This is a genomic window from Amycolatopsis sp. NPDC024027, from assembly GCF_040638975.1.
In the GTDB taxonomy this organism is placed as follows: domain Bacteria; phylum Actinomycetota; class Actinomycetes; order Mycobacteriales; family Pseudonocardiaceae; genus Amycolatopsis.
The window spans coordinates 426,592-451,900 of record NZ_JBEZYY010000003.1; the positions used below are offsets into that span (position 1 = coordinate 426,592).

22 protein-coding genes are annotated in these 25,309 nt (G+C 72.1%); 9 read left to right on the forward strand and 13 right to left on the reverse strand.

The window, feature by feature from the left end; translation table 11 throughout:
• Positions 1-7: 7 nt before the first annotated feature.
• The 12 genes from AB0F52_RS11320 to AB0F52_RS11375 form a co-directional block, all read right to left on the reverse strand.
• Positions 8-1,294: a prolyl oligopeptidase family serine peptidase gene (locus AB0F52_RS11320; protein ID WP_360167925.1), complete on the reverse strand. Its 1,287-nt coding sequence runs from the start codon at positions 1,292-1,294 to the stop codon at positions 8-10.
• An 8-nt stretch (positions 1,295-1,302) separates the two neighbouring features.
• A complete protein-coding gene (locus tag AB0F52_RS11325; protein ID WP_360167928.1) occupies positions 1,303-2,148 on the reverse strand; it encodes a serine hydrolase in 846 nt (281 codons plus the stop codon).
• Between the two features lie 144 nt (positions 2,149-2,292).
• Positions 2,293-3,162 (reverse strand): hypothetical protein, encoded by an 870-nt coding sequence (locus AB0F52_RS11330; RefSeq protein ID WP_360167931.1) that lies wholly within the window; start codon positions 3,160-3,162, stop codon positions 2,293-2,295.
• A complete protein-coding gene (locus AB0F52_RS11335; protein WP_103343158.1) occupies positions 3,162-3,656 on the reverse strand; it encodes a SigE family RNA polymerase sigma factor in 495 nt (164 codons plus the stop codon). The genes AB0F52_RS11330 and AB0F52_RS11335 overlap by 1 nt, the downstream gene beginning before the upstream one ends.
• Positions 3,657-4,187: 531 nt before the next feature.
• The gene (locus AB0F52_RS11340; RefSeq protein WP_360167935.1) at positions 4,188-5,174 is read right to left on the reverse strand and encodes an SMP-30/gluconolactonase/LRE family protein; all 987 of its coding nucleotides are present in this window, start codon (positions 5,172-5,174) and stop codon (positions 4,188-4,190) included.
• Between the two features lie 82 nt (positions 5,175-5,256).
• Positions 5,257-7,314, reverse strand: coding sequence for a PQQ-dependent sugar dehydrogenase (locus AB0F52_RS11345; RefSeq protein ID WP_360168293.1), 2,058 nt, complete (start codon positions 7,312-7,314; stop codon positions 5,257-5,259).
• A gap of 308 nt (positions 7,315-7,622) precedes the next feature.
• Positions 7,623-8,930, reverse strand: a complete 1,308-nt coding sequence (locus AB0F52_RS11350; RefSeq protein ID WP_360167938.1) for an alpha-glucosidase/alpha-galactosidase — start codon at positions 8,928-8,930, stop codon at positions 7,623-7,625.
• Positions 8,931-8,963: 33 nt separating this feature from the next.
• Positions 8,964-9,854, reverse strand: a complete 891-nt coding sequence (locus AB0F52_RS11355) for a carbohydrate ABC transporter permease (protein ID WP_360167941.1) — start codon at positions 9,852-9,854, stop codon at positions 8,964-8,966.
• Complete coding sequence (locus AB0F52_RS11360; RefSeq protein WP_360167944.1) at positions 9,851-10,672, reverse strand: sugar ABC transporter permease; 822 nt, start codon at positions 10,670-10,672, stop codon at positions 9,851-9,853. Before AB0F52_RS11360 ends, AB0F52_RS11355 begins: the two co-directional genes overlap by 4 nt.
• 165 nt (positions 10,673-10,837) lie before the next feature.
• Positions 10,838-12,103 carry an ABC transporter substrate-binding protein gene (locus AB0F52_RS11365; protein ID WP_360167948.1) on the reverse strand — a complete coding sequence of 422 codons (1,266 nt, stop codon included), beginning with the start codon at positions 12,101-12,103 and terminating at the stop codon, positions 10,838-10,840.
• A 249-nt stretch (positions 12,104-12,352) separates the two neighbouring features.
• The gene (locus AB0F52_RS11370; protein ID WP_360167951.1) at positions 12,353-13,168 is read right to left on the reverse strand and encodes an endo alpha-1,4 polygalactosaminidase; all 816 of its coding nucleotides are present in this window, start codon (positions 13,166-13,168) and stop codon (positions 12,353-12,355) included.
• Between the two features lie 90 nt (positions 13,169-13,258).
• Complete coding sequence (locus tag AB0F52_RS11375) at positions 13,259-14,065, reverse strand: DeoR/GlpR family DNA-binding transcription regulator (protein WP_360167954.1); 807 nt, start codon at positions 14,063-14,065, stop codon at positions 13,259-13,261.
• Positions 14,066-14,191: 126 nt separating this feature from the next.
• Between AB0F52_RS11375 and AB0F52_RS11380 the strand changes: the two genes are divergently transcribed.
• From AB0F52_RS11380 to AB0F52_RS11420, 9 genes are all read left to right on the forward strand, one after another.
• Positions 14,192-15,334, forward strand: coding sequence for an SIS domain-containing protein (locus tag AB0F52_RS11380; RefSeq protein WP_360167957.1), 1,143 nt, complete (start codon positions 14,192-14,194; stop codon positions 15,332-15,334).
• Positions 15,335-16,291 (forward strand): BadF/BadG/BcrA/BcrD ATPase family protein, encoded by a 957-nt coding sequence (locus AB0F52_RS11385; RefSeq protein ID WP_360167960.1) that lies wholly within the window; start codon positions 15,335-15,337, stop codon positions 16,289-16,291.
• A 9-nt stretch (positions 16,292-16,300) separates the two neighbouring features.
• Positions 16,301-17,212, forward strand: coding sequence for a DMT family transporter (locus AB0F52_RS11390; RefSeq protein ID WP_360167963.1), 912 nt, complete (start codon positions 16,301-16,303; stop codon positions 17,210-17,212).
• Positions 17,209-18,150 (forward strand): PfkB family carbohydrate kinase, encoded by a 942-nt coding sequence (locus tag AB0F52_RS11395; RefSeq protein ID WP_360167966.1) that lies wholly within the window; start codon positions 17,209-17,211, stop codon positions 18,148-18,150. Before AB0F52_RS11390 ends, AB0F52_RS11395 begins: the two co-directional genes overlap by 4 nt.
• Positions 18,147-18,971: a class II fructose-bisphosphate aldolase gene (locus AB0F52_RS11400; protein ID WP_360167969.1), complete on the forward strand. Its 825-nt coding sequence runs from the start codon at positions 18,147-18,149 to the stop codon at positions 18,969-18,971. Before AB0F52_RS11395 ends, AB0F52_RS11400 begins: the two co-directional genes overlap by 4 nt.
• A gap of 224 nt (positions 18,972-19,195) precedes the next feature.
• A complete protein-coding gene (locus AB0F52_RS11405; RefSeq protein WP_360167972.1) occupies positions 19,196-20,518 on the forward strand; it encodes an RICIN domain-containing protein in 1,323 nt (440 codons plus the stop codon).
• Positions 20,519-20,721: 203 nt separating this feature from the next.
• Complete coding sequence (locus AB0F52_RS11410; protein WP_360168296.1) at positions 20,722-22,506, forward strand: protein kinase; 1,785 nt, start codon at positions 20,722-20,724, stop codon at positions 22,504-22,506.
• A gap of 81 nt (positions 22,507-22,587) precedes the next feature.
• A complete protein-coding gene (locus AB0F52_RS11415) occupies positions 22,588-23,790 on the forward strand; it encodes a right-handed parallel beta-helix repeat-containing protein (protein WP_360167975.1) in 1,203 nt (400 codons plus the stop codon).
• Positions 23,787-24,578, forward strand: a complete 792-nt coding sequence (locus AB0F52_RS11420; RefSeq protein WP_360167978.1) for an FHA domain-containing protein — start codon at positions 23,787-23,789, stop codon at positions 24,576-24,578. The genes AB0F52_RS11415 and AB0F52_RS11420 overlap by 4 nt, the downstream gene beginning before the upstream one ends.
• A 29-nt stretch (positions 24,579-24,607) precedes the next feature.
• Here AB0F52_RS11420 and AB0F52_RS11425 read toward each other — a convergent pair whose 3' ends face one another.
• Positions 24,608-25,291, reverse strand: a complete 684-nt coding sequence (locus tag AB0F52_RS11425) for a response regulator transcription factor (RefSeq protein WP_360167981.1) — start codon at positions 25,289-25,291, stop codon at positions 24,608-24,610.
• Positions 25,292-25,309 lie beyond the last annotated feature (18 nt).

The following is a 25,309-nucleotide window of genomic DNA, read 5'->3' on the forward strand; positions in this document are numbered from 1 at the left end:
TTCGGGGTCAGCGGCGTTTCCGCGCCATCCACTGCCAGAGGTGGGTGCCGCGGGTGCTCGGGTCGTTGCGGGCCACGTAGATCCACGACCAGTGGCCGGGGAACCGGTGGCCGTTCCAGACGACTTGGTCGTAGAGCGTCAGTTCGGAGCGGCGGATGAGTTCGCGGGCGTGGACGGTGTTGGCCAGGGGATCCACCGTGTCGTCGTCGCGGGAGGCGACCAGCCAGGTGGGGGTGCTGATCGCGGCCAGTTCGGCGTCCGGCACCAGCGGTGGGCCGCCCTCGTTCCGGGCGGTGACGACGCCGCAGATCGGCACCGACGCGGCGAACGTGCCGGGGTAGGTCGTCGTCATCTTCAAGGTCATGTAGCCGCCGTTGCTGCACCCCGCGACGTGGACGCGGCCGGGGTCGATCGGCCGCGTGCGCTGGACCTCCCGGATGATTTCGTGGATGAGCGGGGCGAAGCGGGGGCCGTCGTCCATCCAGGCGGACGTGCTCTGCGGCGCCACCACGTAGGCGCCGTCGAAGGTCGATTGCGCTTCCGGGGTGGCGAACCCGAGGGCACCGCGGTTGGCGCGCAACGTGGTTTCGTTGTCGTAGTAGTGGTCGGGCAGGGAAGCGCCTTCGCCGCCTCCGTGGAGCCAGACGATCAAGGGGCGCCGGCCGCGTGGCGCCGCGGGGGAGTACAGCCGGTACTTCATCCCGGAGCGGGAGGTGTGGTAGCCGAAGGCATCGACCTCGGCGTTGGCCAGCCGGCCTTGCGTGAACCGGGTGAAGGTGACCGGGCGGCCGTGCCGCGAACGGACGGGGGCGGTCTGCGTGATGGTGTAGACGAGGTCGAGCCGGACGTTGCGGCTCTTGCGGTCGAGGTAGCCGAGGGTGCCGGCCCCGGGTTGGCCTTCCCCGTGGCCGAGTTCCAGCACGATGTCGCCGCGGCGGTCCAGCCGGGCGGCCGTCACGGGCCGGTCGAGGTCGTAGCCGGCGTCCTGACCGCCGGTGTCGATCGGGCTGGTGGCCTTGGCGTGCACGCGGAACGTGCCGGTGGTCAGGCTCGCGGGGTCGATCGGCCCGGCCCGGGCGGTGCCGAGGGTGACGGAGGTGATCTGTTCGCCGCCGTCGAGGGTCTCGGCGTCGAGGGTGAACCCCACGGTGCCGTCGCCGGCCGCACGGGCGACGCCGGGCAACGCGAGGCCGGCGCTCAGGCCCGCGCCGGTGACCAGCGCGGCCCGGCGGCTGAAGACCTTGTCCATGTAACCATCTTCGAGGGTGGCCGGCTCGTTGTCCACGTTTCGCATCGGACCGCTCACCACGAGCCGAACAGTTGCTGGGCAACGTTCATGCAGACATCGGCCCCGTAGCGGTATTCGGTGCCCTGGTCCGGGTAGTGCACCATGACCGCGAGCACCCAGTGGTCCCAGATCGCCAGGCAGTTCACCGCCCACCAGGTGCCGTGCCGCGTCCAGCCGTTCTTGACGGCCACCCGCTCGCCCGCGAGGGCCGGCGCCTCCGCGATACCGAACGCGTCGCCCGGATCGACCGACCGCATGAGCTCCAGCACCTTGGCCCGCCACGGTTCGCTCACCCCCGGGCCCCGCGCCACGCACCGGCCCAGCAGCGTCGCGTCGCTCGCGGACATCGTGGTCTTGGACCACCAATCCGGGTGGATCCGCGTTTCGTGCAGGTCGCACGTCCGGATCATCCGCCGGATCGACTCGTCCCCGCCGAGCCGCAGGTAGAGCGCCTGGGCGGCGTGATCGTCACTGTTCCGGATCATCCGGATCATCCGGGTCAGCCGGCCCTCGTCGTCGGCCGCGAGCGGTGGCGCGTGCGAGGCGAGGAAGTCCACCGCGAGCCAGATCTTGACCACGGATTCGGTCGTGTTGCGCAAGGTTCCGTCGCCGACCACGACACCCGAGCCGAGTTCGCGCAACGCCCAGGACCACTCGCCCCGGACATCGACCGCCACCTTGACGTCCTTCGGGCTCGGTGCGGCTGAAGGCGCGATCAACGACCGCGCGGGGAAGTCCGGCGACGGCGCCGTGGCCGGTCTTTCCGGCGTGGCGGTCAGCTTCGCGGGATCGAGGAAGATCGCCGCGGTGCACGCGCCGACGATGACGCCCAGCAGGACGATGATCACGGAAGTACGCATCGAAACTCTTTCGGCAGGGCGAGACGCCAATGCTCACGAATGCGGGACGGTGGGACGACAAAGGGGCGCGGCGGCGCCCCTTTGTCGTGCACTGCTTCCCGTGCGGGTTCCGGAACTGTTCCGATGACTACCGGTGAAAACCGATCAGTGGTTCAGCTGCACCGAATTCAGCAGCTCCTGTGCGGCCTGCTTGCCGGCCTGCGAGCTGTCGACTTCGATGGTGTAGGCCCCGAGCGTCCGGCGCTGGTGCAGCGGGAGCGGGTCCCCGGGCGAAGCGCTGTCCGCGGCGCGGCTGCTCGGTGAAACGAACATGGAGAAACACCGGCTGTCGAGCGGGGCCTTCACCGCCTCGGCTTCGGGGCAGAGGACGAGGGTGTTGGCCAGCGGCTCGCTGGTGAACGTGACGACCTTCTGCCCGTCGGGGACGCGCACCGACTTCAGCGGCGACGCGATCGACGGCGGCGTGGTCCCGATCTTCTTCACCAGGGCGAGCATTTCCCCGGCCGTCACCGGTTTCGTGGTCCTCGCCCAGATCCAGCGATCCGGTCCGTCCTGCCACATGACCGACTGCGGCTGGGAGATCTGGCCGGCGGCCGAAGGCTTCGCGGGCAGTGCGCCCTTGGGTGCGGCGCTTTCCCGGACTTCGATCTCGAACGCGTACTTGTGGTCCTGCCCGTAGTGCAGGCCGGCGAAGTGCGGCTGGACGGCCCACATGGCCGGCTCCCAGGAACTGTCCTGCAGGCTCACCGGCGGCGCGGCCGGGGGCACCTTGGCACCGGCCGGCACGGCGGACAAAGCGCTCGCGGGCGTGACCGGTGACACCGCCGGGGCACCCCGGTCGAGCAGGGCGAAGGTGCCGGCACCGACGGCGGCCACGGTGAGGGTCACCGCGGCGACGCTCACCGTCCGGCGCCGCCGGATCCGGCGGGTCGCGACGGTCAGCACGGCACCGGGATCGGGCGCCAGGGTTTCCCGAGCGCGCAGCGCGCGGCGCAACTCGTCGAGGTCGGTCATCACACAGTCTCCTTGCCTTCGGTGAGCTGGATGCGCAGCGAGTTCAGTCCGCGCGAGATGTGGCTGCGCACCGTTCCGGTCGCGCAGCCGAGCACCGCCGCGATTTCGTCGTCGTCGCGGTCCTCGTAGAACCGCAACACGATCGACGCTCGTTGCGCGCGGCTCAGCCGGGCGAGCATCCCGGTGAGCTGGTCGGCATCGGCGATCCGCCGCGCCGGATCGGGCGCGGCCGGCTCCCGGAACCGGGCCACGTCCGAGGTGGGGTGCACGGACCGCTGGTACCAGTGGCGGTGCCACGAGAGGTAGCCGTTGACGACCACCTTCCGCATGTACAGCTCGGGCCGATCGGCCGTCGCTATCCGCCGCCAGCTTTTGTGCGCGCGCACGAGCGCGTCCTGCACCACGTCCTGAGCCAGTTCCCGGTCACCGGTCAGCACGGCGGCGAAGCGGAGCAGGCTGGGCAGTTGTTCTCGTGCGAACTCTTCGAAGTGCACACCCCTTAAGATGCCCGCGGCGCGCGATCTGTTGCAGTTGCGCGCGACTTCTTCCGGAGCCGGCCGGCGCGAAGCCGCCCGATCCGCCGCTCACCTGGTGAGGCAGGAAGTTCAGACCGACCAGCTGCGGAGCGGCTGGAGCCGCTGCTTCCGATGCACCCGCGGTGTTTCCGCTATCCCGGCCGTAAGCGTGCCGATGACCGCGCCGCGCTGGAAGCCATCCTGTACGTGGTCCGTACCGGCATCGGCTGAAATCGCCCGCCCACCGCGCTGTTCGCCGCCTCCGGGCCGCCTGTTGGCGGCGGCTGACCGAATGGCACGAGGCCGGTGTCCGGCAGCAGCTGCCGCCGCAAGCCCGGCTCCCCGCCGGTGCATCCGCACCGAACGACGAGCCGGCATCCGCGGGCAGGGCAGGGCAGGGCCGGACACGGCCGGGCCGGGTGCGGTCGAACCCGCACCCGGCCCGGCCGTGCCGCGGCGACAAGGCCTGCTCCTCCCAGGTGATCCGCGGCCGAACCCGCGCCGGCTTCGTCAGTACGGGTTGCCGGGTACGTTGAGGTGCGTCTGGTACAGGCCGAATGCGCCGGTGACGCCGGACGTGAGGTACAGGGTTCGCCCGTCCGGGCCGCCGAACGCCGCGTTCGTGGTGTTGCGACCGGCGGAGATGGTGCCGAGCTGGGTGCCCGATGGGGCGAAGACGTGGACGAGCCCTTCGTCGTAGGAGGCCCAGTACAGGTTGCCCGCGCAGTCGATGGTCGCGCCGTCGGGGGTCCGCATGTTCGCGAACGTCGTGCGGTTGCCGGTGGTGCCGTCGGGGAAGACGGTGTACTTCATGATCGCGTTGGCGCCGGTGGCCCCCACGTAGAGCGTCTTGCCGTCGGGGGACAGGACGATGCCGTTCGGCTGCGGCAGCGTGTCGTCTACGAGGCTGACCACGCCGTCGCGGACGCGGAAGACGCTGGTCCGGCCGCCTTGCTCGTCGGCGCGGTTGCCGCGCTGGTAGTTCGGGTCGGTGAAGTAGGTGGTGCCGTCCTGGCCGGTGGTGAGGTCGTTCGGCGAGTTGAACGCGCGGCCGAGGTAGCCGGCCGCCACCGTCGTGCGGCTGCGGTCGGCCAGGCTGTAGGCGGAAACGGTGCGGTTGTCGTGGGTGGCGGCGAGCACCCGCGTCCCGTCGGCGCTGATCGCCAGCCCGTTGCTGCCGGCGGCGGGGATGAACGTCTCGAAGGTGGCCGGCGGCGTGTACCGGAGCATCGCCGACGGCTGCACGCCCTGGGGGCCGGTGGGGTTCTGCATGTTCGACAGCAGCAGGGTGCCCGTCCGCCGGTCCCAGGTGGGCCCTTCGAGGAAGGCGAACCCGCCCCGGACGAGCTGGGCCGCCACCGCCTGGCCGGGCAACGGCGGACCGTAGGTCGCGCCCGGGGTGCACGGTGCTGCCGTGGTGGTGCCGGACGCCGCGGGCGTCACCACGCCCGCGATGACGATCGCCGCCGCCGTCACCGTCCACATTCGACGGTGCATGGGTGTCCTGCGGTGAGCCATGCCGGCTCTCCTTCCGTGAGGGGACGGCCGCGGGCCGGTTGTCCCGGCCCGCGGCCGGGGTTCACCGGCCGAGCTCGACCTTGAGGATGCTTTCGTTGCTGTTGTTGGGGATGCTGTCCTTGTCGCCGTAGTTGCTGGTGGTCAGCCACAAGCCGCCGTCGGCGGACGGCTCCACGGTGCGCAGCCGCCCGTACGTGCCGTTGAGGTACTGCTGGACGTCGGTCAGGCTGTCACCGGAGATTTCGGCCCGGTACAGCCGCGTTCCGCGCTCGCAGGCGATGTAGAGGCCGGTGCGGACCACGGCGATGCCGCTGCACGAACCCTCGGCCACCGGGTAGGTGTGCTTGGGCGCGATGAAGCCGGCTTCGCCGCAGCTGCCCGTGGTGCCCTCGCAGCGGGGCCAGCCGTAGTTGCCGCCGCGGACGATCAGGTTGGTCTCGTCCATGACGGAGTTGCCGAATTCCTGTTCCCAGAGCCGGCCCTGCGAGTCGAAGGCCAGGCCCTGCGGGTTGCGGTGACCGTAGCTCCACACCGGTGTGCCGAACGGGTTGTCCGAGGGAACGGTGCCGTCGCGGTTGATGCGCAGGACCTTGCCGGCCAGGATGGTGAGGTCCTGGGCCCAGTCGCCGTTCTGGCCGTCACCGGTCGAGATGTAGAGCTTGCCGTCGGGCCCGAAGCGCAGCCGGCCGCCGTTGTGGTACTTGTTGCGCGGGATGCCGGTGAGCAGGATCTGCGGGGTGCCGCTGAGCACGCCGCCGGTGTAGCGGATGCGCACCACCCGGTTGTCGGTCGAGCTGGTGTGCATGACGTAGAGCCACGGGTCGCTCGCGAAGTCGGTGGCCACGGCGAGGCCCAGAACTCCGCCCTCGCCGTCGGTTCCCGCCACGTTCGGCATCCGGCCGACGACGGTCTTCGTGCCGGTCGCGGGGTCGAGGCGGACGATTTCGAACGTGTCGCGGCGGCTGTAGAGCACCTGTCCGTCGGGCAGGGTGGTCAGCCCCCATGGCAGGTCGGTTTCGGTGGTGACCCTGGTGACCGAGCACAGCGCCGTGGCGCAGGAGGCGCCGGTGGTGACCGGAACCGCCGTGCTCGGGGCCGAGCGGTTGGCCTGCGCGTCGCGCGCCCGCACCTGGTACTGGTAGCGGGTGTTCGCGGCCAGGCCGCTGTCGGTGAACGAGGTCGTGGCCGCGCCACTGGCCGAGCCGGCCACGGTTCCGTCGCGCAGCACCTCGTAGCCCGTGACGCCGACGTTGTCGGTGGCAGGGGTCCACCGCACGGTGACCGTCGTGCCCGACGCGGTCGCCGTCACGCCGGTGGGGGTGGTCGGTGGCTCGGTGTCGGCCTGGCACTGCGGCACGGTGACGGGGACCGTGGGACTGGCCTGGGAGACGTTGCCCGCGGCGTCCCGGGCGTTGACGTACAAGCCCCAGTTCGCCCCGGGCACGACGGTCAGGTCGGCCGACAGCGCCGTGCCCGGCACCGAGGTCATGAGCTGCCCGTCGTGGTAGACGTCGTAGAAGGCCACCCCGACGTCATCGGACGACGCCGACCACGAGAACGTCACGCCGGTGCACGTCAGGTTCGCGGTGCGGGGGTTGGCCGGCGCGGTCGGTGGCGTCGTGTCGGCGTTCAGCTTGATCAGCTGCCACCGCTGGCTGGCACCGCCGGAGTCGGGCAGCTGGACGATCCGCGCGCCGTCGGCGGTGGCGGAACCCAGCACGTCCACGGCCTTGCCGCTGGCCCGGTTGAGCAGGCGCACGTCGCCGCCGGCGGAGTCGGCCAGCCGGAACTGCTGTCCGGCGCGGCCGGTGTCGGTGCCCTGCACGAGCCCGGCGCGGTCGGCGGTGGAGGGAAAACCCAGGACCATGGCGCTGTGCTTGGACTTGATGCGGTACTGGCCGCCGCCGGAGTCGACGAACTGCCACTGCTGCGAAGTGCGGTCGTCACGGGTGCGCTGGGTGATCCTGGCCCCCTCGGAGGTGGCGCCTCCGGAGACGTCCAGCGCCTTGCCGCTGTTGCGGTTGACCAGCACGTACGCGGCGGAGGTGTCCACGGTGGCGGCCGAGGCGGCAGGTGCCGGAAGCACGACACCCAGGCCGGCCAGCACCACCGCGCACACCCCTCGGAGACCCGAGCGGGGGACCGCGCGCTTCCTTCCCACGGTATCTCGCATGGTGTTCCTCTCTCACGGAATGCGAGGCAGCAGGCATTGAGCCCGCGGGCTGGGAGCGCTCCCAGGTCACCGTAGCGTAACCCGTTGGCCGTCGACAAGACCGGTGAGCGGGTATCCAACCACCGGCGCCGATGGTGGGGCGGCTCGTGAAAATTTCACCGCCGCACGGGTGCGGCCGGGCCGCGGCGGGCGTGGAAGCGAGGCTCGGTGGCCCGGCGATTCCACGTCCGCCGCCGGTTCCCGGAAGCCGCGGGTCAGCGGCCGAGGACGGCGCGGAGGGCGGGCTGGAGCCGGTCGCCGTGGGCGCGGACCAGGTCGTCGCACAGCTCGAAGATCCGCTCGACCGGCAGCGTCGCCGCCGTGGCCGGGTCGGTCATCGCCGCGTGGCGGATGTGGCGTGGGTCGTCCTCGACGGCCGCGCGCACGACCAGGTCGTTGACGCTCAGGTACGTCCGGTTGAGGGCGGCGAGCTGCGGCGGCAGCGCGCCGATCCGCGTCGGCCGGACGCCGGTGCCGTCGGCCAGGCACGGCACCTCGACCACGCCGCCGGACGGCAGGTTCTCGATCAGGCCCCGGTTGACGACGTTGCCGTAGACGGTCCGTGGGGTGCCGGTGACCAGGCTGTGGACGATCTGCGGCGCGTATTCGCCGGTGCCTTCGACGGGCAGCGGCTCGTCGGCCGCGATCGCCTGCCGGGTCCGTTCGTACTCGGCTTCGTTCTCCGCGACGATGCCGAGGTAGTCCCCGATCGGCAACCGCAGGCGCTCGATCTCGCTGTCGTGCTTGAGGTACCAGGGCACGTACTCGGCCGAGTGCTCGCTCGTCTCCGTCGGGTAGTAGCCGAGCCGCTGCAGCATGTCGAAGCGGACGCGCCGCCGCAGCTGCCCGTCGGACGCGGCCAGCTCCCGCAGCCGCGGGTAGAGGTCGGCGCCCGCGTGCTCGAACCGCAGCACCCACGCCTGGTGGTTGACGCCGGCCGCGACGTAGGTGACCTCGTCGAACGGCACGCCGACGAGCTCGGCGAGACCGTGCACCGTCCAGTAGACCGAGTGGCACAGCCCGACGACCCGGGTCAGCCCGGTGGCCTCGCTCAGGTACTGGACGTTCATCGCCATCGGGTTCGTGTAGTTCAGCAGCCACGCCTCCGGGCAGACGTCGGCGATGTCTTCCCCGAGGGCCTTCAGGAAGGGGAACGTCCGCAGTGCGCGGAAGATCCCGCCGATGCCGAGGGTGTCGCCGATGGTCTGGCGCAGGCCGTAGCGCGCCGGGACCTCGAAGTCGGTGCGCGTCGCCGCACCCATCCCGATCTGGACGATGTTCACGACGAAGTCCGCGCCCGACAACGCGTCCCGGCGGTCGGCGTGCGCGGTCAGCACCGGCTTGACGCCCCGCACGGCGGCGATCCGCCGGGCCGCGGCCAGCGCGGTGGCCAGCCGGTCCGGGTCGACGTCGTGCAGGGCGACGTGCACACCGTCCAGTTCCGGGTAGGCGAACAGGTCGGCGAGCAGGCCCTGGGTGAACACGACGCTGCCCGCGCCGACGAAGGTGATCTTGACAGGCATGGAAATCCGATCCGGTTGTGCGAAGTGGACGCCTCAGCCCTTGAGCCCGCTGGAGGTGACCGACTGGATGAACGTCTTCTGCGCGCCGAGGAAGGCCAGCAGCACGGGCAGCACGGTGATGACGTTGCCCGCCATCACCGCGGCCCAGTTCGTGTGGTGCTGGCCCTGGAACGTCGTGAGCCCCAGCTGCAGCGTGTAGGTCGTGTCGTGGTTGACCGCGATCAGCGGCCAGGTCAGGTCGTTCCACGTGCTGAGGAACGTCAGCACGGCCACCGTGCTCAGCGCGGGCCGCGACAGCGGCACCACGATGGTGAACAGCACGCGCAGCCGTGAGCAGCCGTCGATCCAGGCCGCCTCTTCGAGCTCCCGCGGCAGCGACAGGAAGAACTGGCGCAGCAGGAACACCGCGAACGGCGTCACCAGCGACGGCACGATGAGCGCGCCCAGGCTGTCGATCAGGCCGAGCTTCTTCATCACCAGGAACGTCGGGATCATGGTGAGCTGGAAGGGGATCGCCATCGTCGCGACCATCAGCGCGAGCAGCGCCCGCGAGCCGGTGAACCGCATCCGCGCGAACGCGTACCCGCCGAGCGTGCCGAACAGCAGGTTCGACACGACGGTCACCGCCGAGACGATCAGCGAGTTCGTGAACCAGCGCAGGAACAGCGCGTTCTCGAGGACATAGCGGTACCCGGCGAAGTCCACGTGGGACGGCCAGAGCGCGGGCGGGAACCGGTTGATCTCGGCGTTGCTCATCACCGAGCTGAGCAGCAGCCAGACCAACGGCGCCGCGAACAGCAGCGCCAGCGGCACGAGCAGCAGGTGCCAGGGACTGAAGGGCAGCCGGGGCCGGCGCAGCACGGGCAGCACGGCGGGGGTCGCGGGCACCTCGAGGCGGGTGGGCTGTGTCGGCTGGGCTGTCATCGCAGCGCCTTCCCGGGCCGGCGCAGCAGGCGGACGGCGATCACGACGACCAGCAGGGCCAGCGCCAGCACGTAGGCCGACGCCGCGCCGTAGCCGGCGGTGAAGTTCTTGAACGCCTGCTCCCAGACGAAGTAGACGATGACCGTGGTCGAGCCGAGCGGGCCGCCCTTGGTCGTCACGTAGACCAGGTCGAACACCTGCAGCGACGTGATCAGCTGCCACAGCACGAGGAACGCCGTCACCGGGGTGACCGCGGGCAGCGTCACGTGCCGGAGCACGCGCCACGGCCCGGCGCCGTCCAGCCGCGCGGCTTCGACCAGCGACGGCGGGACGTCCTGCAGCGCGGCCAGGTACACCACGACGCAGAAGCCGGTGCCGCTCCACAGCGTGATGCCGACCAGCACCAGCAACGCCTGGGCCGGGTCGGTCAGAAACCCTTGCGGCGACACCCCGAGGTGGTGCAGCAGCGAGTTGGCCGCGCCGAACTGCGGGTCGAGGATGAAGGAGAACAGCACGCCCTGGGCCGTCGCCGACAGCACGAACGGGACGAACACGAGCGTCCGGTAGACGCCGACGAAGCGGATCCGCCGGTTCAGCGCCTGCGCCAGCAGGAACCCGAACAGGATGCTGAGCGGGACGTAGAGCACCGTGTACAGCACGGTGTTCCGAACCGCCTGGGCGAAGTGCGGGTCCTGGGCGAGGGCGGCGTAGTTGTCCAGGCCCACCCAATGACTCGGGGTCACCAGGTCGTCGGCCTGGAAGGACAGCACGAGCGACCAGAGCACGGGCACCACGCCCAGGCCGAGGATGATGAGCACGGCGGGGGAGACGTAGGCCCACGCGGCCGCGGTTTCGCGGCGCCGCCCGCGTTGTGCGGGTGTGACTGAGCTCTTCGGGGGTTCCGGGTGGCGGAGCCCCCGGCCCGAGGCGGAGCCTCGGCTTGGCACGGTGATGGGCCTCGGCAGTCCGGGCATGGCGGCTCCCTATCGCGGAATGATCAGGGCGGCGTTCGCGGCCGCAGCGCAGTCGCGCAGCGCGTCGGCCGGGGTCGCCCGGCCGAGCAGCACGGCGACGATCGCGGTGCCGAGCGCCGCCGACACCTGGGGGTAGGCCGGGTGCACGGGCCGGACGCGGGCGTTCTCCAGCGCGTCGACGAACACCGGCAGGCCCGGGGTTTCGGCGGTCTTGTCCTGCCACGCGGGCAGTTGCCGCGTCCGGCGGCTCAGCGGGAGGCTGCCCGCGCCGTCGTCCCAGCGGACGTCCTGGGCCGGGTCCGCCAGCCAGGACAGGAAGGTGCGGGCCGCCGCCACCCGTTCTTCGCCGTTGTCGAACAGCGTCCAGGTGTCCGGGCCGGAAATGGTGACCGGACGGCGGCTGAAGCTCGGCAACGGCACGATCGCGTAGTCGATCCCGGCGTCGGCGATGTCGGGCAGCTGCCACGGGCCGGTCGCGACCATGCCGATGTGGCCGCCTTGGAACGCCTGGTACATCTGCTCGCTGCCGGTCTTGGGGTCGAGGTAGACCGCGTGCGCCGCGGCGAGGTCGCGGAGGACCTCGAGGACGCGGACACCCTGATCGGCGAACCCGATGCCGCGCCCGCCGGCGCCGATGACGTCGCCGCCGAGGTCCCAGATCATCGGCCACAGGCGCCACACGGTGTCCTCGTCGCCGGTGGCGGGCCAGGCGGTGCCGAAGGTGCCGCTGCCCGGGTCGGTGAGCTTCCGCGCGGTGGCGACGAAGTCGGCCCACGTCCAGCCGGCGGCGGGCAGCGGGATCCCGGCGTCGGCGAACAACTGCTTGTTGCACACCACGGCCAGCGAGTCGAGCAGCGCCGGGACCGCTCGGACGCGGCCGTTGACGGTGACCGCTTCCCGGGCCGGGGCCCAGAAGCCAGGGCCCGCGTCGACGAGGTCGGTGACGTCGACGACGCTGGGGCTGCGGGCCACGCTGGCGAGGTCCGAGCCGAAGACGTAGGCGATGTCCGGGAACGACCCCGACGCGAGCGCCGCGGTGATCTTCTGGAGCATCGCGTCGGCGAGGACCCCGCCGCCGAGGTCGATCCGGATCCCGGGGTGGGTCCGGTGGAAGTCCGCGACGAGCGTGTCGAGCACCTTCTTGCCGGTGTCGGTCTGGCCGTGCCAGATCTCGACGGTGACCGGGCCCCCGGTGGCCCGCGCCGGGCCGCAGCCGGCGAGGGCGGCACCGAGAGCCAGGCCGCCGGCGCCGCGCAGGAATCCGCGGCGGTCCATCAGCGGGTCTTGCCGGGGAGCGGGAAAGACATCATCGCAGGCTCCGGATGATGGTGGGTACGACCCCGCCTCGGACTCTCGAAGAGGTCCTGGCGACTCAGTCCGGGCTCGCGGTGAACACCGACATACCGGCTGGGCGTACCTCTGACGCCGGACGCGGCGTTCCGACGTGCACAGCAGTAAAACGAGCGGAACCGAGCATGTCAAGTGCTCGATCGTGGCGCGCCCTCGTCCTCAATGGACAACGGGTCAGCAGGTCTTGCGGACGTACCCGCTCGATCCCTGGGGCACCACGTAGAGGTCACGCCGGACGATGCTGATCTTGCTCTGCCACTCCGGGCAGGCCTTGCTCATGCCCGAAGCCGTGTACTCGACGTCGACCACCCGGTTGTTGAACGGGCCGGCGTAGTCGGCGCACTCCTCGTATTCCCCGCATTCTTCGGTGACGGCGAAGTCGAGGCCGTTGGCGACCCGGTTGCCGGCCAGTTCCGGGGTGTTCTTCTGGGCGATGGCGAGGTTCTTGCCGTGGGCGCGGGCCGACAGGAGCTTGATGTACTCCTGCGCGTGGGTGGTGGTGAGCAGGTTCTTGGACCGGCTGTAGCTGTCGTAGTTGTCCGGCTCGATCGCCTGGTAGCCCCTCGAGGCGCACGTGTCGATCCAGCTGCCGACCTTGGCCGCCACCCGGCTGCGCTTGTCGGCGGTGCGCAGGTCGAGCAGGGTTTCCTTCCAGTCGGGGTCGACGACCTTGTTGCCGTTCGAATCGCGGAGCAGCAGGTCGCTCGGCCAGTCGCCGTCCTGGCCTTCCTGGGCCTGGAAAGCGTTGAGGTAGCAGATGTTGTACTTGCCGCTCGCCGCGGCCGCCGAGACGTCGCGGCTGACGATCTGCACCCCCGACGGCGGGGTGTAGGCGCCGCCGATCTGGTAGTCGAACCCGGCGGCCTGCGGGGGCAGGGTGACCGCGGCCGAGGCGGGTGTGGCGGCCGCGGCGAGCACGCCGGCGGCCAGTGCGCCCGCCGCGGTGAACGAAGCCAACCGCTTGCCGTGGACGGGGAGAGAGCGCTTCATCCGGACTCCATCATCGTCGGGGCTGTTGTCGGCGAAAGGTAGGCAGCCCGATCACCGCGGTCAACGAAACGCGCATTCGCGATGAGCGTTTCAGCGGTCCCCGGCGGAGCCGACCTCGACCACGGTGACCCGGACCCCGGCCCGGCGGATCGCCGCGACCGCCCCGGCCGCGGCGGAGGCGTCGGTGATGACCTCGTGCACGTCCTGGATGTCACCCATGCGGGCGAGGGTGGACCGCCCCAGCTTGCTGCCGTCGGCCAGCACGACCACCCGTTGGGCGCGGCCGAGCATGGCGCGGTTGGTCCGGGCCTCGTTCTCGTCGTGCGTGGTGATGCCCGCCGTCGCGTCGATGCCGTCCACGCCGACGAACGCCGTCCCGACGCTGATCGAGGCCAGCACGTGCTCGGCCCACGGGCCGACCAGCTCGTAGGACTGGGGCCGGGCGACCCCGCCGACGACGACCAGCTTCAGCCGGGGGTGCAGCGCCAGGTCCATCGCGATGTTCAACGCGTTCGTGACCACCGTCAGATCCGCCCGGCCCGGCAGTTCCCGCGCGAGCTCACTCGTGGTGGAGCCGCCGGTGAGGGCGATGACGTGCGGCCCGGTCGGCAGCGTGCGGATCGCCGCGTGCACGATGGCGCGTTTGGCGTCCCGGGACCGGCCTTCCCGGTAGGGCGGCGGCACCTCGTTCGTGCGCCCCCGGGGCCGCGCGCCGCCGTGGGTGCGGGTCAGCAGCCGCTGCTCCTCCAGCTTCGCGAGGTCGCGCCGCAGCGTGGCGGCGGAGACACCGAAGCGCGCGCACAGCTCACCCACCTGCACCGAGCCGGTGTCCGCGAGCACCCGCAACATCTCCGAGAGCCGTTCGGCCCGGGTGGTGCCCCGCTTCCGTGTGGACATGGGCCGAGCCTACGACAGCCGGCGAAACGCTCAATCCGAATGCGCATTTGGACACCGGACCTTGCCCCCGCACCGGGGAGCGGATGAGTCTCCGAAAGGACGAACGGCAAATCGGAGGCAACACCTATGAGCGGGAGCGTGCGGTGGTCCGGCGACAGCCGGACAGCGCGGGAGATCGGGCAGCAGCCCGATACCTGGATCCGGGTCGCGGACGTCGTGCGGCGGGCCCGGCCGGAAATCGAGGCGCTGGTCGGCGCCGCCCTCTCCGGCGCCGGCGCCAGGATCGTGCTGACCGGGGCGGGCACCTCGGCGTTCATCGGTGAGGTCGTGGCCCGTGACCTGGCGAACCACCTCGGCCGCCCGGTCGAGGCGATCGCGACCACGGAGATCGTCGCCGATCCGCGTGCCGTGGTCGTGGACGACCGGCCGATCCTGCTGGTGTCCTTCGCGCGCAGCGGCAACAGCCCGGAGTCCGTCGCCGCGGCGGAGCTGCTGCACCGGCTGGCTCCCGGGCTGTGGCACCTGGTGCTCACCTGCGACCCGTGGGGGCGGCTCGCCCGGCAGTGGTCGGACGCGGAGAACGCCGTCGTGGTGGCCCTGCCGGACGAGGTGAACGACCGCGGCTTCGCGATGACCTCGTCGTTCACCGGCATGGCCTTGGCCGCGCTGCTCGCCTTCGGCCTGGACGTCGACGTCGAGGCGCTGGCGCGCGCCGGGACGGAGGTGCTCGACGGTGCCGCGGACCGCGCCTCCGCGATCGCCGGCGCCAAGCCGGCCCGGCTGGTGTTCCTGGGCTCGGGGCCGCTGCGCGGACTGGCCCGGGAAGCCGCGCTCAAGTGCCTGGAGCTGACCCGGGGCGAGGTGGTCGGCATCGCCGATTCCGCACTGGGCTTCCGGCACGGGCCGAAGTCGGTGCTCGACGACCGCACGATCGCCGTGGTGTTCCGGTCCGTCGATCCGCACGCGCGGAAGTACGACGAGGACATCGCGCGCGAGCTGGTGCGGTCGCTCGGCGAAGAACGGGTGGTCGTGGTGGGCGGGGACGACGGCGCGAAGCTCGGTGGGGCGCGGTGCTGGCCCGTCCCGTCGCCGCCCGGCGTGCCCGTCGCGGTCTGGGCGCTGCTCGCCGTGATCGCGGCGCAGTCGACGGCCCTCGCCTGCTCGCTCGCGTTGGGCCTCACCCCGGACAACCCGTTCCCCGGCGGCGAAGTGAACCGCGTCGTGCGGGGCGTGGTCATCCACGAGTTCGATCCCCCGGAGGTGAGCTGAATGTTCCTCGGTGTCGACGGTGGGGGAACGAAGACGGCTTTCTGCCTGATCGACGCGGCCGGCCGGATCGCCGCGGAGGCCAGGACCGCGAGCGTGTACTACCTCAGCGACGGGCTGCCGATCGTGGAGCCGTTGCTGCGGCAAGGGATCGGCGAAGTGTGCCACACCGCGGGCATCGCGGTCGCGGACCTCACCTACGCGTTCTTCGGATTGCCCGCCTACGGCGAGATCAGTGCCGACGTACCCGAACTCGACGCGTTGCCGGCCAGGATCCTCGGTACGGCGAACTACCGGTGCGGCAACGACATGATCTGCGGCTGGGCGGGATCGCTGGGGGCGGCCGACGGCATCGGCGTCGTCGCCGGCACCGGCTCGATCGCCTACGGGGAGCACGAAGGCCGGCAGTGGCGCGGCGGTGGCTGGAGCGAACTGTTCGGGGACGAGGGATCCGGCTACTGGGTCGCGATCCAGGGCCTGAACGCGTTCAGCCGCATGGTCGACGGACGGCTGCCGGCCGGGCCGCTGGTCGGCGAAATGCGCGAAGCTCTGGGGCTGGCCGCCGACTTCGACGCGATCGACGTCGTGGTGAACCGGTGGCACGGCGACCGGGGGCGCATCGCGAGCCTGAGCAAGGTCGTGGTCCGGGCCGCGGACGCGGGTGACGCGGTCGCCACCGGGGTGCTCCGGGAAGCGGGGCGGGAGCTCGCGCTGCTCGTGGACGTCGGCCGGCGCGCTCTCGAATTCCCCGACGCACAACGGGTTCCGGTGTCCTACTCCGGGGGCATGTTCGGTTCGGCGCACGTGCTGGCGTCGTTCCGCGATGCCCTTTCCCTCGAGTACGACCTGCGTGAGCCGCTGCTGGAACCGCACATCGGTGCCGCGCTCTACGCGGCACGCCTGCACGGACACCCGTTGCGGGCCGGGCAAGTCCACTCGACCGCATCCCTGTCCCGCTGAGGAGCCGAGATGTCTTTCACCCGCACGAACAGCTGGATCCCGTACGCGGGACTGCTGGTGGTGTTCTGGGGCGTCTGGGGAGCCCTCTCCAGCCTGCCCACCAAGCTCTACGACTACCCCGACCCGATGGTCTACGTGCTCTGGGCGCTGACCATGCTCGTGCCCGCGTGGGTTTCGCTGCGGGGCCGGAAGTTCGACCGCGGCCGGGTCGCCGCCGGGTACGGGCTGCTGATCGGGCTCACCGGCGCGGGCGGCCAGCTGGTGCTGTTCAAGGCGCTCACGATCGGACCCGCCTACGTGATCTTCCCGATCGTCGCGCTCTCGCCCGCTGTCACGGTGCTGCTGGCGCTCGGCGCGTTGCGCGAGCGGCTCGGCGGGTGGTCGTGGGCCGGTGTGGTGCTCGCGCTGGTCGCCGTGGTCCTGTTCTCCGTCTCCACCGGGGAGGCCGGCGGAGACGGGTGGCTCTACCTGCTGCTGGCGGTCGGGGTCTGCGTGGCGTGGGGCGTGCAGGCGTTCTTCATGCGCAAGGCGGCGCTCGCCGGGGTGGACGACGCCTCGACGTTCGGCTGGATGACGATCAGCGGGCTCCTGCTGATCCCGGTCGCCGTGCTGATGATGGGCGGGCTGCCGCTGGCGTTCCCGTGGCAGGCGCCCGCGCTCACCGCGGGCACGCAGCTGCTCAACTCGGTCGGCGCGTTGTTCCTGGTGATGGCCATGAGCCGGGGCAAGGCGTCGATCGTGGCGCCGGTGACCAACGCGCTCGCCCCCGTGCTGACCGTCGTCCTGTCGCTGCTGCTCTTCGGCTCCGCTCCCACCGTGTTCCAGATCGCGGGCATCGTGCTGGCCCTGGCCGGCTCGACCCTGATGGTGTACCGCGCGGAAAAGTCCACGGAGCTGGTCCCCGGCAGCGCGGTGCCGTGACGCCGCGGATCCTCACCGTCACCCTGAACCCCGCCATCGACGTGACCTACCGGGTGGACGTGCTGCGCGTGGGGGAGACCGTGCGGGTGCCGGACGTCCGGTCGCGCGCCGGCGGCAAGGGCGTGAACGTCGCGGCGGTGGTCCGGGCGCTGGGCGGCGAGAGCCTGGCGCTGGCGCTGACCACCACCGGCGCGCCGGACGAGTTCCGGGCCGGGCTGAACCGGCTCGGCCTCGCGCACCGGCTCGTGCCCGCGCTGCCCGCGGTGCGGCGGACCGTCGCGGTGGTGACCCGCGCCGACGGCACGACGATGTTGCAGGAGAACGGCTTTCCGGCCGGCGAACCCGCGGAAGCGGGCATCGTCGATGCGCTTCGCGCCGAGCTCGCGGCCGGAGCGGGCGCCGTCGTCATCTCCGGCAGCGTGCCCGCCGGGCTGGCCGCCGACGTCCCCGCGAAGCTGGCCCGGCTGTGCGTCCGGCACGAGGTGCCGGTCATCGCCGACGTCTCCGGCGCCGCTCTCCGCTTCGCCGCGGGCAGCGGGGCGGTGCTCATGCCGAACGAGACCGAACTGGCGGAACTGACCGGCCCGGCCCGGGCGGCGGCCGACGCCTGTCACGACCTCGTCGCCGAGGGAGCCTCGGCCGTGGTGGCGACGTTCGGCACCGACGGCGCGATCGCCGTCACCCCGAGGGGCGCCTGGCGCGCGCGGCCGGCCGAAGTCGTAACCGGCAATCCGGCCGGTGCCGGCGACGCCGCGGCCGCGGCGCTGGCGAGGCACCTGGGTGACGCCGGTGGAACGTCCGAAGTGGACTGGCCGGTGGCGCTGGCGGACGTCGTCGCCACGTCGGCGGCGGCGGTGCTGCGGCCGGTGGCCGGCGAGATCGATGTCGCGGCCAGGGGCCGGTGGATTCGTGTGGTGAAAGCGGAGAGGATGCGATGAACTGGGCCGCCTTGCTGGACGACCTGCGAGCGCAACGGCGCGCGATCGGGGCGTTCAACGCGATTTTGATCGAGCACGCGGAGGCCGTCGTGGCCGGCGCGGAGCTGAGCGGGCTCCCGGTGATCCTGCAGATCTCGCAGAACGCCGTGCGCTACCACGGTTCCCTCGCGCCGTTCGCGGCCGCCTGCCTGCGCCTGGCCGCGAACGCGACCGTGCCCGTGCTGGTCCACCTCGACCACGTCGAGGACGAGCGGCTGATCCACGAAGGACTCGACCTCGGCATCACGTCCGTCATGTTCGACGCCGCCGCGCTGCCCTACGCCGAAAACGTGACCAGGACGAAAGCGGTCGTCGAACGCTGCCACGCCGCGAACTGCCGCGTCGAGGCCGAACTCGGCGAGATCGGCGGCAAGAACGGCGCCCACGCACCCGGCGTGCGCACGGACCCCGGCGAGGCCCGCGAATTCGCCGCCGCGACGGGCGTGGACTCGCTGGCGGTGGCCGTCGGCTCGTCGCACGCCATGACCGACCGCAGTGCGGTGCTGGACGAGGGGCTGATCGCCGCGCTCGCGCGGAGCGTCCCGGTTCCACTGGTGCTGCACGGTTCCTCCGGCGTGACCGACGAGGGACTGCGCGGGGCGGTGGCGAGCGGCATCGTCAAGGTCAACATCGGCACGCGGCTGAACCAGGTGCTCACCGAAGCGGTGCGCTCCACGCTCGGGGAACACGCGACGATCACCGACCCCCGCCGCTACCTGGCTCCCGGCCGGGACGCGGTCCGCGACGAAGTGGCGAGGTTGCTCACCCTGCTCGCGAAATGAGCGGGCCGGGACCCGCGGCACCCTTGCTGCGCTGAAACTTTCCCCGCCGTGACCGGGTAACCGGGTGACGGCGGCCGCGTCGAGCGGATCGAAACAAGTGAGTGACCAGCGGTGATCCGCCGACGTGCCGGCGCGGTCGTTCCGCCGGTGCGCGGTCGTTGTTGAAGTCGCGGGGTCGTCTTGTCACGCTGAGGTGAAATGTCCGCGTGGCGCTGGAGGCGAGCATGCAACGAGGCGTGACACCGGCCCGGGCGACCGGAATCGTCGTGGCCATCCTGGCCACGCTGGCCGCGGCCGTGTTCACGGCTTGGCCCGCCCTCGCCCGGCCGGGGGGCAGCACGGCGGACAATCCGTACCAGCGAGGCCCCGATCCGACGGTGGCGATGATCGAATCGAGCACCGGTCCGTTCGCGACGGCGTCGGCGAGCGTGCCGGCGGGCCACGGGTTCAACGGCGGACGGGTGTACTACCCGACCGACACCAGCCTGGGGACCTGGGGTGCGCTGGCGATCGTGCCCGGCTATTCCGCGTTGTTCGCCGACGAGGAAGCGTGGATGGGGCCGTGGCTGTCCTCGTTCGGGTTCGTGGTGATCGGCGTGGAGACCAGCACCCGCACCGACAGCGCCGACGCCCGCGGTACCGAACTGCTGGCCGCGTTGGACTACCTGACGACGCAGAGCCCGGTGCGCGACCGGGTCGACCCGAACCGGCTGGCGGTGCTCGGCCACTCGGCGGGCGGGGCCGGGGCGGTGCTCGCGGCGGAAAACCGGCCCACGCTCAAGGCCGCGATCGGGCTCGCGCCCGGCTCGCCGGTGGGCAACCTGTCGCTGGCCACGGACCGGGTGCCGACGATGGTGCTCGGCGGGCAGAACGACAGCGTGGTCACACCGTCCTACCTCAGCGGTCTCTACGCCACCATGCCCGCCTCGACGCAGAGCGTTTTCGCCCAGATCGCGGGCGCCGACCACGTCTACTACACCCACCCCAACAACGTCGAGATGAAACTGCTGATCCCGTGGCTGAAAACCTTCCTGGACAGCGACACCCGGTACCCGGCTTTCCTGTGCCCGGCGCCACCCGACCCCCGCTCCATCTCGGTCTACACGCCCAAGTGCCCGTACGTGCCCGGCGGCAGCACGCCACCGGGGGACGGGACCACCGGCCCGCTGCACGCGGTGGGCGCGGCCAAGTGCCTTGCCGCGCCCTCGGCCGGCACCCCGGGCACGCAGGTGACCATCGGCGGGTGTGACGGACGGGCCGGGCAGACGTGGACGCGGACCGCCGCCGCCCAGCTGACCGTCACGCCGGCCGGCACGCCGCTGTGCCTGGACGCCTCCGGCCAGGGCACCAGTCCCGGGACCAAGGTGATCGTCTGGTCCTGCAACGGCCAGGCCAACCAGCAGTGGAACGTCAACCCCGACGGCACCGTCACCGCGGCGCGGTCCGGGCTGTGCCTGGACGTCACCGGTGGTTCCACCGCGGAGGGCGCCCCGGTCGAACTGTGGTCCTGCAACGGCGGCAGCAACCAGCGGTGGAGTCTCGGCTGACGCGGCCCCTGCACGGCCCGGCCCAGGCCAGTTTCCACCATCGGCGCCGGGCGGGGCTGAACACCCGCAACCGGTGCCCGCACGAGCCGCAGGCCACCGTGGCTTCGGCGGCGCCGTCTGCCGGCCGCGCCGCCGCTGCGCCGTTTCACGGTGACGCGGGGTCAGCGAGCCGATACGCGATTTCGTACACTGCCCGCGTGGGCATGGGGCGGGTCGTGGCCAACCGGTACCGGTTGGAGGAGGAGCTCGGCCGAGGTGGCATGGGCGTGGTCTGGCGAGCGGTCGATCTGGAGCTCGGCAGGCAGGTGACGCTCAAACGAGCGCTGGGGGAGGACGCCGGGCAGATCCGGCGCGAGGCGCGGATCGGGGCCGGCCTGCTGCACTCGAACGTGGTCACGGTGTTCGACACGGTCACCGACGGGGACGCTCAGTGGCTGGTCACGGAGTACCTGGCCGCCCGGAGCCTCGAAGAGCTCGTCGACGACGGGGGGCCGCTGCCCGAGGACCGCGTCCGGCGGATCGGCACGCAGCTCGCCGCGGCGCTGGCGGACATGCACGCCCGCGGCATCGTCCACCGCGACGTCAAACCGGGCAACGTCCTGGTGACCGCGGACGACGTCGCCAAGCTCACCGACCTGGGCATCGCCCGCTGGACCGAGGTCACCCGCACCGGCGGCGCCCAGCTCACGGGCACGCTCGGGTACGTCGCGCCGGAGGTGGCCGACGGCGCCGAAGCCGGGCCCGCCTCGGACGTCTTCTCGCTGGGGGCCACCCTCTACGCCGCGATCGAAGGCCGGTCGCCGTGGGGCTCGGGCGAGGACGGCCCGTTCGCGCAGATGCGCCGCGCCGCCGCCGGCCGCCCCGCGCCCGCCGAGCGCGCCGGATCGTTCGCGCCGGTGCTCGCCGCGCTGATGGCCCGGCACCCGGCCGACCGGCCCGGCGCCGCCGAGGTGGTCACCCTGCTCACGGCGGATGCGCCCGCGCCTCCACGTCGACCCGGTCGCCGCCTGCGCCGCCGGCTGCTCGCCGGGGCCGCGGTGGTGGCGGTGGCCGCGCTGGTGGCCGGGTTCGTCCTCGCGCGGCCGCTGTGGACGACCACCACCACCGCCGCCCCGGCCGGGCCGAACACCCTCGGCGCCGACCCGGCCGGGACGGACCCGTGCGCGGCGATCTCGCTCAACTCGCTCACCGGGTTCGGCCGGCCGTTCGTGGATCCCGAGGTGCTGAACTTCGGCACCTGCGTCGTCACGACCACGCTGGCCGGCAAGACCGCGCAGGTGCAGACCCGGCTCGACCTGACCGGCCCGCTGCGGTACCCGCCCCGGCCGCCGGTGCCCGGGAAGATGGGCGAAATCGAGTATCCGGAGATCCATGACGGCTCCTGCGAGCGCGCCATCTCGCTGGCCGACGCCAACCGGATCGTCGTCACCTCACGCGCCCTGGACGACGGCGCGAAGGACGCGCCGGTGTGCTCCTTCTCGGAGTCGGTGCTGTCCGGTGTGCTCGCCGCGCTCGCCAACGGGCCCCTGCCGCGGCGCGCCCAGCCGCTCCCGGACTGGTCGCTGGCCCACGTCGACGCCTGCGGCCTGCTCGACGCCGACACGTTGTCGCGGGTGCTGGGCCGGGCCAAGGAGCCGGATCGCGGGTTCGGCGGCTGGCACTGCACCTGGGAGCACGATCCGCGCACGATCAGCGTGGAGTTCAGCCGGGAGTGGCCGATCGAGAAGGACGAGGACGTGCCGGGCGACCGGATCCAGGTCGGGAACCGCACCGCCGTCGTCGCGCCGGTGCCGGGCGGCCACCCGGAGTGCGCCGTCATGGTGGTGCACCGCCTCTACACCCCGGCGCTGCCGGTGCTGAACGGCACCCCTCCGGATCGGGAGGAGGTCGTCAAGGTCTCCGTCGAGGACACCACGGCCGCCGGTGGGGACGCGCTGTGCGCGACCGCGCGCTCGCTGGCGGAGGTCCTCGTCCGGCGGCTGCCGTGAACCGGGGACCGGTCCCCGGCCGCCTCGGCTAGAAAGGGGCAGCCGGCCCGGATCCGCGGGCCGGAGGAGACGGGACGAGAAGTGGCGATACGGGTACTGGCCGGGGTGGCGCTCCTGGCGGCCATGGCCGGTCCGACGGCCGAGGGGGCCGCCGGACCGGTGCCCCGGACCTGGTGGGTCGGGCCGCACGGGGAGTACGCGGGAGTCCAGGCCGCGGCCGACCGGGCCCGTCCGGGGGACACGGTCGCGATCGAGGCCGGCACGTACCCGGGTGGGCTGACCATCCGTCGCGACGGCGCCCCGGGCCGCCCGATCCGGTTCACCGGCACCGGCGGTACCGCGGTGCTGACCGGGACCGGCGGCCCGGCCGGGCTGCTGGCCGTCGGCGGGCACGGCTGGCTGGAGTTCACCGACGTGACCGTGTCCGGCTCGACCGGCTTCGGGGTGTACGCCGAGGGCGCGCACGACCTCGTGTTCGACCGCTTCGGCGTCGACGGCTCCCGGGACGGCGGGCTGGTGCTGGTCGGCACGCGGCGGGTGCGCGTCGCGAACTGCGACATCCGCGGCACCAACTCCCGCGGCACCTCGGCCGACCACGAAGCGCTGACCGTCGCCTCGGGCTCGTCGGACGTCGAGGTGTCCGGCTGCCGCGTGCACGGCAACGGCGAGGAAGGCATCGACGTCAAGTACGACGAAGCCGCCCGCGTGCGGATCCACCACAACGTCGTCACCGGCAACCGAGGACCGGACGTCTACGTCGACTCATCGTCCACTGTGGACGTCTACGCCAACGTCGTCGGCGAGACCCGCGAGGCCACCAAGGCCGGGATCGGCCTCGCCGTCGAGGACTACTCGGAAAACCGCCTTCTCTCGGACATCCGGGTCTTCGACAACCTGTCCACCGGCAACGCGCAGGCCGGGCTGAGCCTCTGGGTCGAGTCGACCGGGACCATGCGCGACCTGAAGATCGTCAACAACACCTTCGCCGGCAACACCCGCGGCTCCCTGCTGATCGACGCGGACCGGTTCACCGGGACGAACACCTTGCGGAACAACGTGTTCGGTGACGGACCGGTCGACGCCGGGCCGTTCGTCGCCGACCACAACTTCGCCGGAAACCCGGGCTTCGCCGATCCGGCCCGCGGCGACTACCACCTCGCCGCGGGCTCGGCCGCGATCGACACGGGCAGCCCGCGGCACGCTCCCGCGTTCGACCTCGACGGCGTTGCCCGGCCCGCCGGCGCGGGCTTCGACATCGGCGCCTACGAACGGAGGTGGCCGTGACCACCCAACGCCTCGACCCGCACCGCCGGCGCAGCCTGCGCCACGGCGTCGCCGACACGGTACCGGGCACGTTGAGCGCGCTCACCGTCACCGGTGGCGTCGCCGTGCCGCCGTCGCCCGGGAGCCGGGTGACCTTCGGGCGCAACCGGCTGGAGGTGGACGTCTGCGTCGGCGAGGAAGACGTGCGGATCAGCCGGGTCCACGGGCTGCTCCTGCGCGAAGGGGACCGATGGTGGCTGCGCAACACCGGCCGCTCGCCGATCCGGCTGTCCGACAGCGTCCTGCTGCACCGCGACAGCGAACCGCTGCCGCTGGCCGGCGGCTACACCGCGCTGTTCCTGCGCGGTACTCGTGAGCACGTGCTGGAGCTGCTCGTCTCGGACGGCGAGACCGGTGTCGCCACGGGCCGCCCGACGCACCCGACGGCGCCGCCGAAACGGTGGCGGCTGTCCCGGGAGGAGCACCTCGTCCTGGCGGTGCTCGGGCAGCGTTACCTCGGCTACGACCCCCAGCCGCTGCCGCTGTCCCGGCAGCAGGCGGCCGCCGAGCTCGCCGACCGGCGGCCGCAGGAGAACTGGACGGTCAAGCGCGTCGAGCACCTCGTTTCCCGGGTCCGGCAACGGCTTTCCGACGCCGGGGTGCAGGGGCTGCGGCGGGAGGAGGTCGGGGAGCCGGTGGGGCTGACCCTGACCGTGAACCTGCTTCGCGAGCTGGTGTTGTCGACGACGCTGGTGCCGATGGACCTGGAATGGCTCGAGCTCCCCGATCCGCCGCTGTCCCCGGGATGACGGCGGCGGCAGTTTCCCGGCCGCCCGGCCTACTCGCGCCGCTGATCCGGCCGCCCGGCCCGGCCGAGCAGGTAACCGATGCCGCGGACCGTGTGGATCACCGGTGGTTCGCCGAGTTTGCCCCGCAACTGGAGGATGAGGACGTCCAGGACGTTGGTGGTGGGGGCGATGAGCTCGTCCCAGCCGGCGGCCAGCAGGTCGGCGCGGCGGACCGGTTCGCCCGGCGTGGCGAGCAGGCGCCGCAGGACGGCGAACTCCTTGCGGGTCAACGTGAGCAGGACGCCGCCGCGGCGCACCTCGTGGCGGCCGGTGTCCAGCTCGAGGTCGGAAAACCGCAGGACGGGGGCGGGGCCGGTGCCGCTGCGCCGGCACAAGCTCCGCACCCGGGCCAGGAACTCGGCCATCGCGAACGGCTTGACCAGGTAGTCGTCGCCCCAGGCCAGCCCGGCGATGCGGTCGGCCACGGTGTCCCGCGCGGTGAGGAACAGGACCGGCACGCCCCAGCCGTTCCGGCGGCGGCCCGTCACGTAGGCCAGCGAATCGCCGGCGGGCAGCATCCGGTCGAACACCACGCAGTCGTAGGCGTTGACGCTCACCGCTTCGTCGGCTTCGGGCAGGTCGGCGGCGACGTCCACCGCGAATCCGGCGCCTCGCAGGGATGCCTCCACGGCCACCCGGAGATTCTCGTCGTCTTCGGTGACCAGCACACGCATGCTGCGCAGCGTAGCGTG